Here is a 15389-nt window from a genome sequence, read left to right as displayed (position 1 = left end):
TTGTGATTATAGAATGAGAAAATATTTTTCGTATATTATCTTGAATTCGAGATAATTCCGATAAATTAGATGTTGATGTGTAATTTTATAATTAATATCTTGAATTCGAGATAAAATCGTAACGATGGATTTTACTTTGCAGTATGGACAAAATGAATAATGAATTTGAATGTATAAAAGTTTTTAAAATGGAATAAAAAGGGGCGGAGAAAATGGAAAAGAAAACGATGGGAATTCATCACATTACAGCAATCGTAGGACACCCACAAGAAAATGTAGATTTTTATGCTAGTGTGTTAGGTTTACGTTTAGTGAAACAAACAGTGAATTTTGATGATCCAGGCACGTACCATCTTTATTTTGGTAATGAAGGAGGGAAGCCCGGAACAATTATTACGTTTTTCCCATGGGCAGGTGCTCGTCAAGGAATTATTGGTGACGGTCAAGTAGGAATAACTTCTTATGTCGTACCAAAGGGCGCAATGGAGTTTTGGGAAAATAGATTAGAAAAATTCGATGTTTCGTATACAAAAATGACTCGATTTGGAGAACAGTATTTAGAATTTGATGATCCACATGGTTTGCATATAGAATTAGTTGAAAGAGAAGAAGGCGAATTAAATAATTGGAGTTTTGGAGAAGTTACACCAGAAGTAGCAATTAAAGGATTTGGTGGTGCTGTTCTTTTATCTGCACAACCTCAAAAAACTGCTGAATTGTTAGAGCATGTTATGGGTCTTGAGAAAATTGGAGAAGAAGGTGAATTTGTTCGATTCCGTTCTTCTGCTGATATTGGAAATATTATCGACTTGAGATTATCAACAATCGGTCGTGGTCAAATGGGTGTTGGTACAGTTCATCATATTGCTTGGAGAGCGAGTGATGATGCTGATCAATTAGATTGGAAAGAGCGTGTGACTCGTTTTGGATATCACGTAACGCCTGTACAAGATCGAAATTATTTTAACGCAATTTATTTTAGAGAACACGGGGAAATCTTATTTGAAATTGCAACAGACCCTCCTGGTTTCGCTCATGACGAATCGTTAGAGACGATGGGTGAGGAATTAAAGTTACCGGAGCAATATGAAACACATAGAAAACAAATTGAACAAACACTTTTACCATTTGAAATGAGAAATTTAGACGAAAAGTGATTGAAAGGGGAAAAAGATTATGATGAAACATGTTTTTCAAAAAGGAAAAGATACGTCAAAACCAGTGTTGTTATTACTTCATGGTACAGGTGGTAATGAATTAGATTTATTACCACTTGCAGAAATAGTTGATCCGGAAGCATCTGTATTAAATGTTAGGGGAAATGTATTAGAAAATGGCATGCCACGTTTCTTCCGTAGATTGGCAGAAGGCATTTTTGATGAAGAAGATTTGATTTTCCGTACGAAGGAATTAAATGAGTTTTTAGATGAAGCTGCAAAAACATACGAATTTGATAGAAATAACATTGTAGCTATCGGTTATTCAAATGGAGCAAACATTGCTGCAAGCTTATTATTCCATTACGAAAATGCATTAAAAGGCGCTGTGCTCCATCACCCAATGGTGCCTAGAAGAGGAACACAATTACCTAATTTAGCAGGGAAATCCGTGTTTATTGCTGCTGGGACAAATGATCCGATTTGTTCATCAGCAGAGTCAGAGGAATTGAAGGTACTATTAGAAAATACAAGCGCTAATGTAACAATGCATTGGGAAAATAGAGGTCATCAATTAACGATGGGTGAAGTAGAAAAAGCGAAAGAATGGTATGGCAATACAATATTATAAAAACAAATAATAAAAGAAGCATCTGTTCATCATTAGCAGATGCTTCTTTTATATTCACGACTGAATTGCAAGATGAGATGAAGAAAGCGGTAATTGAATATCAACGATCGTACCTTTATTTAATTCGCTTGAAATGTGTAATTTACCATGATGTTCTTCAATTATTTTGTAACACATCATTAATCCTAGTCCTGTTCCTTTTTCTTTCAAACTATAAAATGGTTCGCCTAAACGAGAGATACGATCTTCTGGGATACCACAGCCTTCATCGATAATTCGTATTAAGATGAAGGTATCATCTAATGGTTTTGTTTGGATGAAAATATTTCCGCCATTTGGCATCGCTTCGATTGCATTTTTTAATATATTTATAAAAACTTGTTTTAATTGGTTACCATCACACTGAATATCATGTTTGTAATCAAAATGATCCATAATGATATGGACACTATGCATAATAGCAGTTGGTAAAATAAATGTAACTACTTCTTCAATTAAAGTTTGTATGTTACAAGTTTGGATAGATAATACTTGTGGTTTAGACATCGCCATAAATTGACTTGTAATAGATTCCATCTGTGAAATCTCACTTAACATAACATCGATATACCATTTCTGCTCCTCATTGATTTCAGGGAGTAGCAATGTTAGAAAACCTTTTAGAGAAGTGAGTGGATTTCGAATTTCATGGGCAATTCCAGCTGTCAGTTGTCCGACTACTGCGAGCTTTTCTGATTTTCGTAATAACTTTTCTGTTTCTTTAAGTTCGGTAACGTCTCTACCCATTACGATAAGACCTTTACGCGAGCCGTCAGGATGATAGAGAGGAACTTTCGATATACTTAAGATTAAGGCGGAATCATCTCTATGAATAATAAATTCCTCACCATGAAGAATTTGTCTTTGTTGCCACGCTAGTTCATCAACTTCTTCACAATGTAAAAAAGCTTCTCGGTACGCTTCATTATATTGAATGAGTTCACTATCTTTTTTCCCGTGGTAAGGTACATGGTGGAAATTGAAGCAAGAAAGTGCATAGTCATTTGCTTCAAGCCAGCGCCCTTCATGATCCTTAAATATAACAAACGCAGGCATGGAGTTCACTAATGTACGTAATCTCTTCTCGCTTTCTTTTAGCATGTTCTCAATTCTTTCTGATTTTTCAAGAGGCTTCATAATGGCATATACGCCAGTTAGACGATTTTGGACCAATATAGGAACTAGTTTAGTCACGACGTCTAATAAGAATCCATTTTTATGATAAATAGATAACATATACTCTTGTTGATTATCCGCTTTAGTATTCTTTATATTTTGTAATACTTGCTCAGAAATATGAGCTTCTAAAATAGAGGTAATATTTTTCTGTTCTAATTCTAAAGAAGTGTAACCTAATATTCTTTCGACAGAAGGGTTCGTATGTAGAATAACTCCCTCTAAGTTCAATGAAATAATACTATCAGGATTGTGCTCGAACAGAGATGCGTACATTTCTGCTGAAGAACGATCTTGTATATGGTTTCGCAAACGTCCAGAAATGTTCAGATGACGTTTTCTTTGAATTGATGAATATTTTTTACGACTCATAATAGTTCCTCCGTACAAATAGCATCTAAAAAGATTTGTCTATTCATAACTATAATATAGATGTAATGTGTATTTCTATAAAAAATGGAAGTTATATAATAAATTTTGTTTTCTTTATTTTGGAAAAGTGCGTATAGGGTGGTAATAAGGGGAGCTTATATTGTTTTATAAATCTTATGTAAGTTACAAAAGTATGGTTTCTTTATAACATTAGGATAGAAGAGGGGGAGAGAAAATGAAAAATTATATTCAAGGGATTGATCATGTGCAAGTAGCTGCGCCTGCAGGCTGTGAAGAAGAAGCACGAGAGTTTTATAGTAATAAAATTGGTATGGAGGAAATCCCAAAACCAGAGGAATTAAAGAAGCGTGGTGGGTGCTGGTTTAAGTGTGGAAATCAAGAGATTCATATCGGAGTTGAGCAAAACTTCAATCCAGCTAAAAAGGCGCATCCAGCTTTTTATGTTTTAAAAATAGATGAATTTAAAAAAGAGTTAATAAAGCAAGGTATTGAAGTAATAGATGATCATGCACGACCAGATGTAATTAGATTTTATGTGTCAGATCCGTTCGGAAATCGAATTGAATTTATGGAAAATAAAAACTAGGTGGAAATTCACCTAGTTTTTTAACCTTTTCTAAACAATCCTAATACTTCAACCGTTTCTGTAATGTTAACGAATGCATGAGGGTCAATTTCAGAAATTGTTAATTTCATACTTGCTAATTCTTCGCGAGAAACGACCGTCATAAGTACACGTTTTTTTTCGCTTGAATAAGCACCTTCGCCATCAAGCAATGTAATTCCACGTACAACAGTTGAAAGGAGTTGTTTTTTCATTTTTTCTGCTTCATTTGTTACAATCATAAGTGTAACCTTTCGATGTTTCGTATGAATAGCATCGATAACTTTACCAGTTACATAAATGGAAAGTAAGCTTGTAAGAGCAACATCCCAAGTGAAGAAGAACCCTGCAATGATTACAACGACTGCATTTAAAATAATAAGGAATCCGCCAAGTTTAATGTCTCGTTTGCGAGATAACAGCATACCGATAATATCAAATCCACCAGTTGATCCATTGCAGTTAAAAACAAGACCGATACCAGCTCCGGCAATGACACCACCAAAGATAGATGATAAAAGTGGATCTGTTGCTACGACTTTCACTGGAACATAGTATAATGCAACAGATAATACAATAACAGAGATAACAGTGTTAAAAATGACTTTTTTCCCAAGACCTATGTATCCTAAAATAAGGATAGGTAAGTTTAATACAAAGTTAATAATACCTGTGTTTACAGGCGTTACAATCCCTAAAATAATAGCAATTCCGCCAATTCCACTACTTAAAATTTTGTGGGGGATAAGGAAAAGATTAAAGGCAATCGCAATAATAATAGAACCAATAATAACACCAAGAAATCTGACCATCTCTTTCCCGTCCTTCACTAAAAAATTCATATTATTTCAAGATTATATATGATATTGAAAGTTTTGGGTAAAAACAGTTTATTTCGGAAAATTAGATTAATCAAAAGAATTTGAGTATTATATCATTTGAAAGGGGATACAGTTGTGAAGATAAAAACATATCAACAGAAAAGCCCGTTGAAGCAAGAATGTGAGGATTCTTATTTTTGTAATGAAGAAAATAAGGTTTATGGTGTATGTGATGGGGCAACACCACTCGTCCCGTTTCGAGATGAAAAGGGACATAATGGAGCATACATCGCTTCACACTTATTTGCAAGTTATTTTAATTCATTCCGCGAAAATCATAGTTTACAAGTTGCCATTGCAAAGGCAAATGAAGCATTGCAAAGCAAAATGTTAGAATATGAAGTAGACACGAGAAAGAAAGAGCATTTGTGGTGTACATGTATCGCGGCAGTCCAAATAGTTGGTGAGAAAATTGAATATGCGCAATTAGGGGACTGTATGATTGTTGCAATACTTCAAAATGGAACGATGCAAGTATTAACGAAAGACACGGTTGAAGGAATTAGTAAACGAGCAAAAAAGAAAAGAGAAGAAGATCGTAAAAAGGGACTATCTGTACCGGAAGAACATGTTTTTCAAGATGTGCGGGAACAGTTAAAATATAATCGTTATCTTGCAAATATGCAGGGTGGGTATTCCGTTGCAAATGGAATGAAAGAAGCGATACATTATTTACAGCATGGGGAATTATATATAGATGAAGTAAGTGGGATTTTTATTTGTTCAGACGGATTATTCCACCCAGATTGGCCACTGGAACAAACTGTTTCATATATAAGAAAGAATAGTATAAAGGAATATGTAGCAATTGTTGAAGAGCTAGAAGGGGAAAAGAGAATCCGACCAGATGATAAAACAATGATGATGATTGATTTGTAAGGGGGATGTTCAAATGGAAATTAAATGTGTTAATTTAACATTTCAAGATGAATTAGTTCCTTTAGAAAAAGTGAATAAACTGATTATCCACCATACATCCGAAGATGGATGGGATGTGTATAGAACACATGAATTTCATCAAAAAGTAAGAGGATGGAGCGGAATCGGTTATAACTATTTTATTGAAGAAAATGGTACTGTAGTTGAAGGACGAGGTTTACATATTGGAGCACATGCGAAAGATAATAATACAGATACAATTGGAATATGCATGACGGGTAATTTTGATAAATATGATCCAACTACCGCACAAATGAATGCATTATATTCTTTATGTAAAGTGTTTATGAAGCAGTTTGCTATAAAGAAAGAAAATATACTCGGTCATAGGGAGCTAGAAGGCGTTACAAAAAGTTGTCCTGGAAAGCGTTTTTCTATGGTAGAGTTAAGAAACGTACTATCTTACATATAGAGGAGTAATAAATGATGATGAATATAAAAATACCAAATGATAAAAAAGAAGAGCTTGTAGCACAAATTCAGCAATTTTTCGTTGAAGAAGATTTAGATGAAATTGGACGTTTTCAAGCAGAACGATTAATAGAAGAAATGATAAAATTAGTAGGACCATTTGCATACAATCAAGCAATTGGAGATGCTAGAAAGCTTGTAACAGAGAAACTATCTAATATTGAAGAAGATTTGTATGTGTTAGAGAAGAGTGAAGGGAAGTAAATTTCCGCCAATTATAATATAAGTATTTGCCACGGCTTCTTTCCGATGTTTTATTTGGAAAGGGCCGTGAAATTATTTTTGATCATATAAAATAAACCTTTTCTTTTTTATCAAAAGGGACCCTAGAATTTAAAAAACGTTATTCTTTCTTAACAAGCTAGATGAGAAAGAATAACGTTTTTTTTGATTGAGATTAAAAATATATTATCTTAATTTTATCTTTTTTTAATAATTTATTTATGGGCAATTTATAGTTGCTATTTATAATTCCTATATATAGCAGCTATGGATACTATAAAGAAGAAATTTGGGTGTGTAACACTTTGTATCCAATTAGCTGTAATCAAAATTTATAACATGAATTGATCACATAGAATTTTCTTTTGAAAGAAAAGTGGTGTAATTCTTTGTTAAATGAAGGAAGGGATTGGAAGCCATGAATAAAACAATTTTAAAAACATGTATCATATCAGCAGTTTTAGGTGGAAGTTTATTAAGTGAAACGATTGGAGAGGTGAAAGCGGAAGCAGTTACACCAAACACGAATCATACTGGTGTATTCAAAGATGTTCCAAAGGGGCACTGGGCATATGAGGCGATTCAGCAATTAACAGGTGAGAAAATCATTTTTGGATATGATGATGGAAGATTTGGTTTTGGAGATAACGTAACACGAGAACAAGTTGCAGCTTTAATGTATCGTTATTTTAATATGGAAGAAAACAAAAATTATCAAAACCCATACAGTGACGTAAGTGAAGATTCAACAAGCTATATAAAGGAAATTTTATCCTTAACAGAAATGGGTGTTTTTAAGGGGGATGAGCATGGAAACTTTAGACCGAAGGCATCCTTAACACGTGCAGAAATGGCGCAGGTTCTTACAAATGCTTTTCATTTAAAAGCAAAGAGTGAGCACACTTTTACTGACGTTTCAACGAACTCATGGGCAAGAAATGCAATTAGTGCTGTTCAAACAAATAATATTGCAAAAGGGATAGGAGGAGGGAAATTTGCTCCAAGTATGGATGTGACGCGTGAACAGTACGCACAATTTTTATATAATGCAATACAAGAAACGAAACAAACTGAACAAACGAAAGGGCAACTACTAGCTAATATACTTGGTGAAACAAATTGGCAAGGGACAAAAGTCTATGACAAAGATCATAATGATGTAACGAAAGAAAATCAAAATTTCATCGGGCTTGCAAAATATGATGCTAAAACTGCAAGATATGAATTCTTTACTGCAAAGACAGGAGAGAGTCGTAATGATAGCGGTACCTTTTTTATAACGAATGATGGAAAGAAAAGAGTGTTAATTTCTGAAACGCAAAATTATCAGGCAGTTGTTGAATTAATGCAATTAGATAAGGAGAAATTTACATATAAAAGAATGGGGAAAGATGCAAAAGGGAATGATGTAGAAGTGTTTGTTGAACATGTTCCTTACGATGGAAAAGAACTTTCTTTCACGCGACCTGATAAAAGTTTAGAAAGCTCGACGGGGAAAATAGTTACAGACGTTGATGGAGATGAAATTTTATCTAGTACACTATGGAACGGAACGGTGGTATTAGACGAACAAGGTAATAACGTAACAAAATACAACTCAAACTTAATCAGTCTAGCAAAATATGATAAAAATACAAATAAATACGAGTTTTTCAATGTGAATACAGGAGACAGTCGTGGAGACTATGGTTTCTTTGATGTTGTACATGGTAATAAAATAAGGGCTCACGTTTCGTTAGGAAATAATAAATATGGTGCTGTCCTTGAACTTACAGAGTTAAATAAAGAGAAATTTACGTATACAAGACTAGGGAAAGATGCGAATGGAAAAGATATAAAAATCTTCGTTGAGCACGAACCGTATACAGGTGACCTAAAACCAAATTTCACAAAGTAAGATGTAAAATAGTTGTTTATAGACAAAAAGATGCCTTCAGGCATCTTTTTGTCATTTTAAAATAATTTTATGGGCAAATATAAAATACAAACTATAGTAACTTACTACTTGCACCATCATACATCTTCGTTCTTTTTTATTTATTCTCTTTATGCTCTTTATATTCATTAACTTTCTCTTTTACATTACCGACAGTATCTTTAGCAGTGCCTTTCACTTTATCCCATTTTCCTTCAGCTTGTAATTTTTTATTGTCGGTTACTTTCCCAACAACTTCTTTTACTTCGCCTTTTACTTTATCAATAGCACCTTCTACTTTTTCTTTTAAACCATGATCATGTTTAGTCATACATTTCTCCTCCTTGTAGTTTGATTAGAATTCACTTTTCATATTGCAAGTTGAATGATGTATCTAGTAATAGCGTAACAAATTTAGTTTGAATATTCAAATGATTAATAGGATAGAAAAGGAATTGTCATAGAATGTATAAGATTGTAATGAAAGGAGAAAGAATGTTAATTATATTTCTTTTGCAGTCCATATTGATTTTGTATAAGCAATTTTCATATGGGCAAGTTCCATATTATTTTGACTGCCGCTACCGAACCTTGCTTGTCCAACTATTAAATTACAATTGGATTCAATAGCTGTTTCAATTCGTTTTTGAATTAATGCAGTATGACAGCCTTTACGTTGAAATTCTGGCAAAGTAGCAGATGCAGCTAATGAAGCAGCACCGTTATTTATATAGAGAACTCCTATACTAGCAGGAGTGTTTTGAACTTCGGCTATGAAAAAATGCCAACCGGGTTTATTGTAGAGAATTTCGTTATTTTGACGGACGCCATCTTTTGTAAAAGATGGCATGTTAAATCCACGTACATATATGTCTGCAAAAATATGAAATTCATTTTCTTTCAGTTGGCGTACTGAAATGTTAGAAGGAAGCAAGGATGGATCTTCTCTCGGTATACTATATAAAGCGGTATGGAAGCTGGATTGGGAAAATCCTTTTTGAGATAAGTATTGAAATAATTCAGTTGTACCTTGAGCGGGCGTAATTTCAAAACGACAAGGGATTTGTAGCGATTGATAATAAGCGATGATTTCATCTATCTCATCTGTATTTGTAAATGTAATACCTTTTACGGTGTTAAAAGTCGGACCAGCAATTACTTTTGATGAAAAGGCAGTGGCGCTCCCGAATTTTTTCATTTGTATTTGCATTGGGTTTCCACTTGTTGCTTGTAGTAGCGCTAATCTAGAAGAAAGCATATGTATTTCTGCGTTTTCTATTTCTTGTGCTGTATTGAGCGTCATAATTGTACTCATAAAATTCCTCCGTTAATTAATATATTTCATAGTACATATACGATGTTTGTTCTGAGATTCCTGTTGAAATGTAAGAGAATAAGAGGTTTTTTGGAAGGGAAATGGAAGCGAACTGTCGAAGGGAGTGGAAACAGATTAAAGGTGGTGCTCTCATGAAACAGAAAGACGTGCAGACATGCTCTAATTGTGGTTCTCAAAACATAGGGGAAGGTGAGTTTGTCGGATATGCACAAATACGGAAAAAGGAGACGATGTTCACATCTTCACCAGTAGATGCTTATATTTGTACAGATTGCGGGAATATCCTTTTATTAAAAGTACGACATTATGAAAAGTTTAAGCAGAAGCCGTTATGATTATTGAAAAGTGTTTTTATTAAGGAAGTTAATAGGAGTAATATTTTACATATATATGAATATGCCTTATATAAAGAGATGACAACATATACTGTGTGGGATGCTTATGAATCGTTGCACAACATACAAAAATGTATAGAAGTAATTGTGAATTAATATGAGAAAGAAAATTAGCTCTTCTTGGAATATTTCATATCGAAAACTCCTTTAAATGAATAAGGGAGTTTTTATTTTTTATAACAATAATTACCTTTAATTGTTATAATTGGTTATCGGGATAGGGTGTTTTTATTCACACCATAATCATAAAAGAAAACTAGCTAAATCGTATACAAAACCGCTATTTAACACAATCGCAACCGTAAGTTGACAAAGTGCAACCGCAGGAAGATAGAGATAAGGGTAATGTTTACATACAATTTAGGTAAGAAAACAAAGGGGGACACACATATGGGATTTGGTGAAAAGCTTTTTAAATTAAGAAAGGAAAAGGGCCTTTCTCAAGAAGCATTAGCTGAAAAATTAAACACAACAAGGCAAGCGGTTAGTAAATGGGAAAACGGTCAAGGTTTTCCTGAAACTGAAAAGTTAATAATGATTGGAAATGTATTTGAAGTATCACTCGACTATTTATTAAAAGAAACTGCTGAGCAAGGTAATGAAAATGTGGATGGCTATTATGTAAGTCAGGAAATGGCAGAAGGGTATATAGTGTACGGGCAAAAGATTTCAAAATATATAGCGTTAGGGTTTAGTTTGCTAATTTTATCTACAATACCGTATTTATTATTTAAAGAAAATGCAACAATGTCGACATTCCTTGTCATTATCATTGCTGTCCTTGGAATTGGAGCAATGATGGTACCTGCAACGATAGAAGAGAGTCAATACAATGTATTGAAAAAAGAAGAGCTACTATTTGATCAAAACTTTCTAAAAGAATTGACAAACAGATATGCGAGTATTAAGAAGAGATATGCTGCAGTGATGATTGTTGGATTTTGTTTTATAGCTGCAGGCGCAATACCGTTTTTGTTTGAGGAAAAAAATATCACTTCAGGAGAATTAGTGCAGTATTATCCGTACTGTGTTGTACTTATTGCAATTGGAGTCTATCTTTTTGTTCGTGTTGTTGGAGTGTGGGAGATGTATCGAATTTTAGTAGAGAATAAAGAATATAGCAATCGTATTATTTTTAAACTAAAAAAGAAAGTGAGAGATAAAGTGGATAATTTTTAATAGGAGAAAATCTATTTTATTAAAAGTTAAGATGGGAGTGAAATGATGTCAAACATTCTAGAAATTAAAAATTTAAGTAAATCATTTGGAAGCAAAGTTGTTTTAAAAGATGTTACATTCAATGTGCCATCAGGGGCAATTGTTGGATTCATTGGTGACAATGGGGCAGGTAAATCAACAACATTTAAAACAGTACTAGAATTAATTTCTAAAGATAGCGGTACAGTAAAAATATTTGGTGAAGAAAATATAAATAAAGATGCCAAGAATAAGGGGAAGATTGGAGTCGTATTTGATGCTATGAATCTCCCAGCTCATCTTACAATAAAACAACTAAATAAGGTTTTTGAAAACATGTTTGAATCTTGGGATAGAGAAAATTTTTACCGATTAGTTCATTCTTTCTCTTTACCTACTAATGAAAAAGTAGGTAGGTTTTCCCGTGGAATGTCGATGAAACTATCTATAGCTGTTGCATTGTCGCATAATGCCAAATTATTAATTCTAGATGAAGCGACGGGAGGTCTTGATCCTTCATCTAGGGAGGAGGTATTAGAGGAATTAAAAAGTTTTGTGAATACAAGTAATGGTGGTATATTACTTTCTTCACATATTATGAGTGATGTAGAAAAAATAGCTAGTCACCTTATCGTAATAAAAGATGGAGAAATTTTATTGAATGAAGAAAAGGATAAGGTTTTGGACAATTATGCCATTGTAGATGTTGATGAGGAACAACTAACTTTAATCAACAAAGATATAGTTGTGGTGAAAAGGAATAATGGTTCTTATTTCAATGTACTTGTATCAGATGTGCATAAATTACCAAGTGGGATTGCTCATAGAACCATTTCGATAGAAGAAATAAGTGTTTTATTGACGAGGAGTGAAAAATAAATGAAAGGTTTATTATTGACAAACTATTATCTAGTGTATCGAACTTTCTTTATGTTTATGGGAATAGCGATATTGGAAGCGGGATTTGTTTTTTATTTTGGTAATGCTTCAATGTACCGTTTAATCGCTACGTTCATTATCTTATTTGCTGCGATTCCTGCACTTGAAGTTATTAAATATGAGAGTAAGTCAGGGTATGAAAAATATGTACTTACTTTACCGGTTACTAGAAATAATATTGTACAAAGTCACTATCTTTTCTATTTTTTAGTTGTAATTATTGGTACTTTACTATCGTACGGCATATTTTATGTACATGGTTTAGTTTCAGATACACCAATTGATGATGGTATATTTAAGAGTGTTTCTTTAGGGACGTTCATCATTCTTAATGCCGGAGCAATAGCTTATCCGCTTCTCTATGTTTTTGGAGCAGAAAAATCTGATGCTATTACAATTGGAGGTGCATGTGGGGGACTTGTTACTTATTTTGGATTACAAAGTGTAATTGGATATCTAATAGAACAATTTCCAATATCAAATTTAAATTCATCTGTATACGTTTCAATTCTATATACGATATTTGGCGTTATCATATATATCTTTTCTTATTTCATTTCGGTATTTATATATCGTAAGAAGGAAGTTTAGTATATTTTCTCATAGTATTTTCTGAATTATTTCCAAAGAAATAATTCAGAAAATACAGAAAAATGTCGTAATCATTTGTGGAAGTCTGTTATAATAAATGAAAAATGAAAACGCTTTAAAGGGGGATATAACCAATATGATGATGAATGTACCGCTAACAATTATTTCCATGATGGAAAGAGCAGAAAAACTGTTTTCAAAGAAAGAAATTGTTTCACGGACACATGATACAGTTACGACGTTAACGTATAAGCAGTTAGGTGAAAGGACGAGAAGGCTTTCCAGTTCGTTAAAAAAATTAGGAATTAAAGAAGGCGAGCGTATAGGAACGTTAGCGTGGAATCATCATCGACATGTGGAAGCGTATTTTGCTATTCCTGGTATTGCTTCCGTTTTACACACAATTAATATTCGTTTATCTCCTCAACATATTTCATACATTATTCAGCACGCAGAAGATCGAATTCTACTTATTGATGAAGATCTCGTACCACTCGTTGAAAAAATTCAATCTGAATTATCAACTGTACAAGCCTATATTATTATGACTGATAAAGATGAACTCCCAGACACTACACTGGAGCCTGTATATCATTATGAAAAGCTATTAGAAGAAGGCGATCCAACTTTCCAATTTGTTAAAGATATTGATGAAAATACACCTGCTGGTATGTGTTATACGTCAGCGACTACAGGAAACCCAAAAGGTGTTGTATATACGCATCGTAGTACTGTTTTGCATTGTATGGCACTCGGTTTAGCGGATACAGCTGCTTTATCAGAAAGTGATACGGCAATGGCGATTGTACCGATGTTCCATGTGAACGCTTGGGGGCTTCCTTTCGCTGCTACTTGGTTTGGAACAAAGCAAGTTCTTCCAGGACCGATGTTTACGCCAAAAATTTTATTAGAAATGATTCAATCAGAAAAAGTGACGTTAGCGGCCGGTGTACCGACAATTTGGCTCGGTGTATTACAAGAGTTAGAAAATAATAGTTACGATTTATCTAGTATGACGAGAATACTATGCGGTGGTGCAGCTGCACCGAAGAGTGTTATTAAAGCATTTGAACAGAAACACAATGTTCCGTTCATCCATGCATATGGTATGACTGAAACAAGCCCACTCGTAACACTTGCACGTTTAAAAAGTTATGAAACAGAATTATCGTATGAAGAGCAATTAGAAATTCGATCAAAACAAGGGTATCTTGTTCCTGGTGTAGAGATGAAAGTAGTCGGTACAAATGGTGAAGTGAAGTGGGATGGTACGGAGATGGGAGAACTATGTTTACGAGCACCATGGATCGCTGAAAGCTATTATAACGATGATCGTACTGTCGAAGGTTTTCGTGATGGTTGGTTATATACAGGAGATGTCGTTACGGTTGATGAGGAAGGCTGCGTGAAAATCGTTGACCGTACGAAAGATGTTATTAAAAGTGGGGGTGAGTGGATTTCTTCAGTTGACCTTGAAAATGCATTAATGGCACATGATGCTATATTTGAAGCAGCTGTCGTTGCCGTTCCTCATCCGCAGTGGCAAGAGCGACCAATTGCCTGCGTCGTTCAAAAGAAAAATAGTACAGTAACAAAAGAAGAAATATATGAGTTTTTAAAACCACAGTTTGCGAAGTGGTGGTTACCAGACGATATTGTATTTATGGAAGAAATACCGAAAACATCTGTTGGGAAGTTTTTAAAACAGGCGCTTCGGAAAGAACTTGAGCATTTGCATAAAGAGAAATAATTGAAAAAATATTTGTAAACCTATATTTAAAATAAGTTGACAAAGACTAAATAGAAAGATAATATAACTCCTATAATATGTTATCTGAAAATCATTTTAAGTTTACAAATAGGAGAAGCAAATATGAATACAAAAAACTTAGTTTTCGTCGCTTTATTTAGTTCTATTATGGGAGTGTTAGGGTTAATACCTCCAATTGCTCTTGCTATTACACCAGTTCCGATTACATTACAATCACTCGGTGTTATGCTTGCTGGTGGATTGTTAGGATCACGTCTTGGTGCGTTAAGTCAACTTATTTTCTTACTTATAGTTGGAGTTGGAGCACCATTACTTGCTGGTGGACGCGGTGGTCCAGGCGTATTTGTTGGGCCAAGTGCAGGATATTTACTCGGTTATATCGTTGGAGCGTTTGTCATTGGTTATTTAATTGAGCGTTTACGTGAAGTTTCTATAATAAAGGTATTATGTATTAATATAATTGGTGGTATTTTCGTAGTTTATGTATTTGGTATTATTGTACAAGCTTTCTTTATGGATGTTTCTATATGGCAGACGATGAAAGTAAGTGCCGTATTTTTACCAGGTGATTGCATAAAAGCGATTATAGCAGCGATTCTTGTAACGAAATTACATCGTTCATTGAAACATATTATTACGCCTGCTCTAAAGAGTGGGAAATATACAAATGTAGGATAAGAAAGAGAAGAAACACGTTCATTGCGTGTTTCTTTTTATTATTTTGTAGAGAAA

The 15389-nt window shown here is 33.9% G+C and carries 17 protein-coding genes and 1 pseudogene; 14 read left to right on the top strand and 4 right to left on the bottom strand.

Translation table 11 applies throughout. The features are described from left to right. Nucleotides 1-212: 212 nt before the first annotated feature. On the top strand, nucleotides 213-1157 hold the full coding sequence (locus PDL00_RS16840) for a ring-cleaving dioxygenase (RefSeq protein WP_270730286.1): 945 nt from the start codon (nucleotides 213-215) through the stop codon (nucleotides 1155-1157). A gap of 19 nt (nucleotides 1158-1176) precedes the next feature. Next, nucleotides 1177-1788, top strand: coding sequence for an alpha/beta hydrolase (locus PDL00_RS16835; protein WP_270730284.1), 612 nt, complete (start codon nucleotides 1177-1179; stop codon nucleotides 1786-1788). Nucleotides 1789-1842: 54 nt separating this feature from the next. On the opposite strand, the gene PDL00_RS16830 is transcribed toward PDL00_RS16835, so the two are convergent. Beyond that, nucleotides 1843-3375: a BA3702 family sensor histidine kinase gene (locus PDL00_RS16830; protein ID WP_242255637.1), complete on the bottom strand. Its 1533-nt coding sequence runs from the start codon at nucleotides 3373-3375 to the stop codon at nucleotides 1843-1845. A gap of 235 nt (nucleotides 3376-3610) precedes the next feature. Here PDL00_RS16830 and PDL00_RS16825 point away from each other — a divergent pair, with 235 nt between their 5' ends. After that, nucleotides 3611-3982, top strand: coding sequence for a VOC family protein (locus tag PDL00_RS16825; RefSeq protein ID WP_242255635.1), 372 nt, complete (start codon nucleotides 3611-3613; stop codon nucleotides 3980-3982). 20 nt (nucleotides 3983-4002) lie between these two features. Here the strand turns inward: PDL00_RS16825 and PDL00_RS16820 are convergent, their stop codons facing one another. Continuing rightward, a complete protein-coding gene (locus PDL00_RS16820; RefSeq protein WP_000251342.1) occupies nucleotides 4003-4812 on the bottom strand; it encodes a YitT family protein in 810 nt (269 codons plus the stop codon). Between the two features lie 126 nt (nucleotides 4813-4938). Between PDL00_RS16820 and PDL00_RS16815 the strand changes: the two genes are divergently transcribed. From PDL00_RS16815 to PDL00_RS16800, 4 genes are all read left to right on the top strand, one after another. After that, nucleotides 4939-5760 (top strand): protein phosphatase 2C domain-containing protein, encoded by an 822-nt coding sequence (locus PDL00_RS16815; RefSeq protein WP_270730280.1) that lies wholly within the window; start codon nucleotides 4939-4941, stop codon nucleotides 5758-5760. A gap of 13 nt (nucleotides 5761-5773) precedes the next feature. Next, nucleotides 5774-6232, top strand: coding sequence for a peptidoglycan recognition protein family protein (locus PDL00_RS16810; protein WP_270730278.1), 459 nt, complete (start codon nucleotides 5774-5776; stop codon nucleotides 6230-6232). An 11-nt stretch (nucleotides 6233-6243) separates the two neighbouring features. Then, a complete protein-coding gene (locus PDL00_RS16805; protein ID WP_001983516.1) occupies nucleotides 6244-6495 on the top strand; it encodes a DUF2164 domain-containing protein in 252 nt (83 codons plus the stop codon). Nucleotides 6496-6931: 436 nt separating this feature from the next. After that, the gene (locus PDL00_RS16800) at nucleotides 6932-8410 is read left to right on the top strand and encodes a DUF4822 domain-containing protein (protein WP_270730276.1); all 1479 of its coding nucleotides are present in this window, start codon (nucleotides 6932-6934) and stop codon (nucleotides 8408-8410) included. Between the two features lie 136 nt (nucleotides 8411-8546). Here PDL00_RS16800 and PDL00_RS16795 read toward each other — a convergent pair whose 3' ends face one another. Both PDL00_RS16795 and PDL00_RS16790 read right to left on the bottom strand, forming a co-directional pair. Then, on the bottom strand, nucleotides 8547-8759 hold the full coding sequence (locus PDL00_RS16795; RefSeq protein ID WP_098313967.1) for a CsbD family protein: 213 nt from the start codon (nucleotides 8757-8759) through the stop codon (nucleotides 8547-8549). 171 nt (nucleotides 8760-8930) lie between these two features. Beyond that, entirely contained in the window at nucleotides 8931-9743 is an 813-nt protein-coding gene (locus PDL00_RS16790; protein ID WP_270730272.1) for a GNAT family N-acetyltransferase, read from the bottom strand. Between the two features lie 152 nt (nucleotides 9744-9895). Here PDL00_RS16790 and PDL00_RS16785 point away from each other — a divergent pair, with 152 nt between their 5' ends. From PDL00_RS16785 to PDL00_RS16760, 7 genes and pseudogenes are all read left to right on the top strand, one after another. After that, on the top strand, nucleotides 9896-10099 hold the full coding sequence (locus PDL00_RS16785; protein WP_000810209.1) for a hypothetical protein: 204 nt from the start codon (nucleotides 9896-9898) through the stop codon (nucleotides 10097-10099). A 3-nt stretch (nucleotides 10100-10102) separates the two neighbouring features. Then, nucleotides 10103-10252 (top strand): annotated as a pseudogene (locus tag PDL00_RS34735) (GNAT family N-acetyltransferase); the annotation flags it as partial. 297 nt (nucleotides 10253-10549) lie between these two features. Then, nucleotides 10550-11338: a helix-turn-helix domain-containing protein gene (locus PDL00_RS16780; RefSeq protein ID WP_270730271.1), complete on the top strand. Its 789-nt coding sequence runs from the start codon at nucleotides 10550-10552 to the stop codon at nucleotides 11336-11338. A gap of 45 nt (nucleotides 11339-11383) precedes the next feature. Continuing rightward, complete coding sequence (locus PDL00_RS16775) at nucleotides 11384-12235, top strand: ABC transporter ATP-binding protein (RefSeq protein WP_097819605.1); 852 nt, start codon at nucleotides 11384-11386, stop codon at nucleotides 12233-12235. Continuing rightward, entirely contained in the window at nucleotides 12236-12886 is a 651-nt protein-coding gene (locus tag PDL00_RS16770; protein ID WP_270730269.1) for an ABC-2 transporter permease, read from the top strand. Nucleotides 12887-13022: 136 nt separating this feature from the next. Next, nucleotides 13023-14636: a long-chain fatty acid--CoA ligase gene (locus tag PDL00_RS16765; protein ID WP_270730267.1), complete on the top strand. Its 1614-nt coding sequence runs from the start codon at nucleotides 13023-13025 to the stop codon at nucleotides 14634-14636. 123 nt (nucleotides 14637-14759) lie between these two features. Continuing rightward, nucleotides 14760-15335: a biotin transporter BioY gene (locus PDL00_RS16760; RefSeq protein ID WP_242255616.1), complete on the top strand. Its 576-nt coding sequence runs from the start codon at nucleotides 14760-14762 to the stop codon at nucleotides 15333-15335. Nucleotides 15336-15389 lie beyond the last annotated feature (54 nt).

It is taken from the genome of Bacillus cereus group sp. TH152-1LC, from assembly GCF_027710505.1.
Classification (GTDB): domain Bacteria; phylum Bacillota; class Bacilli; order Bacillales; family Bacillaceae_G; genus Bacillus_A; species Bacillus_A mobilis.
The sequence above is the reverse complement of the archived record's forward strand: the minus strand, read 5'-3'. Positions and strand labels throughout refer to the sequence as shown.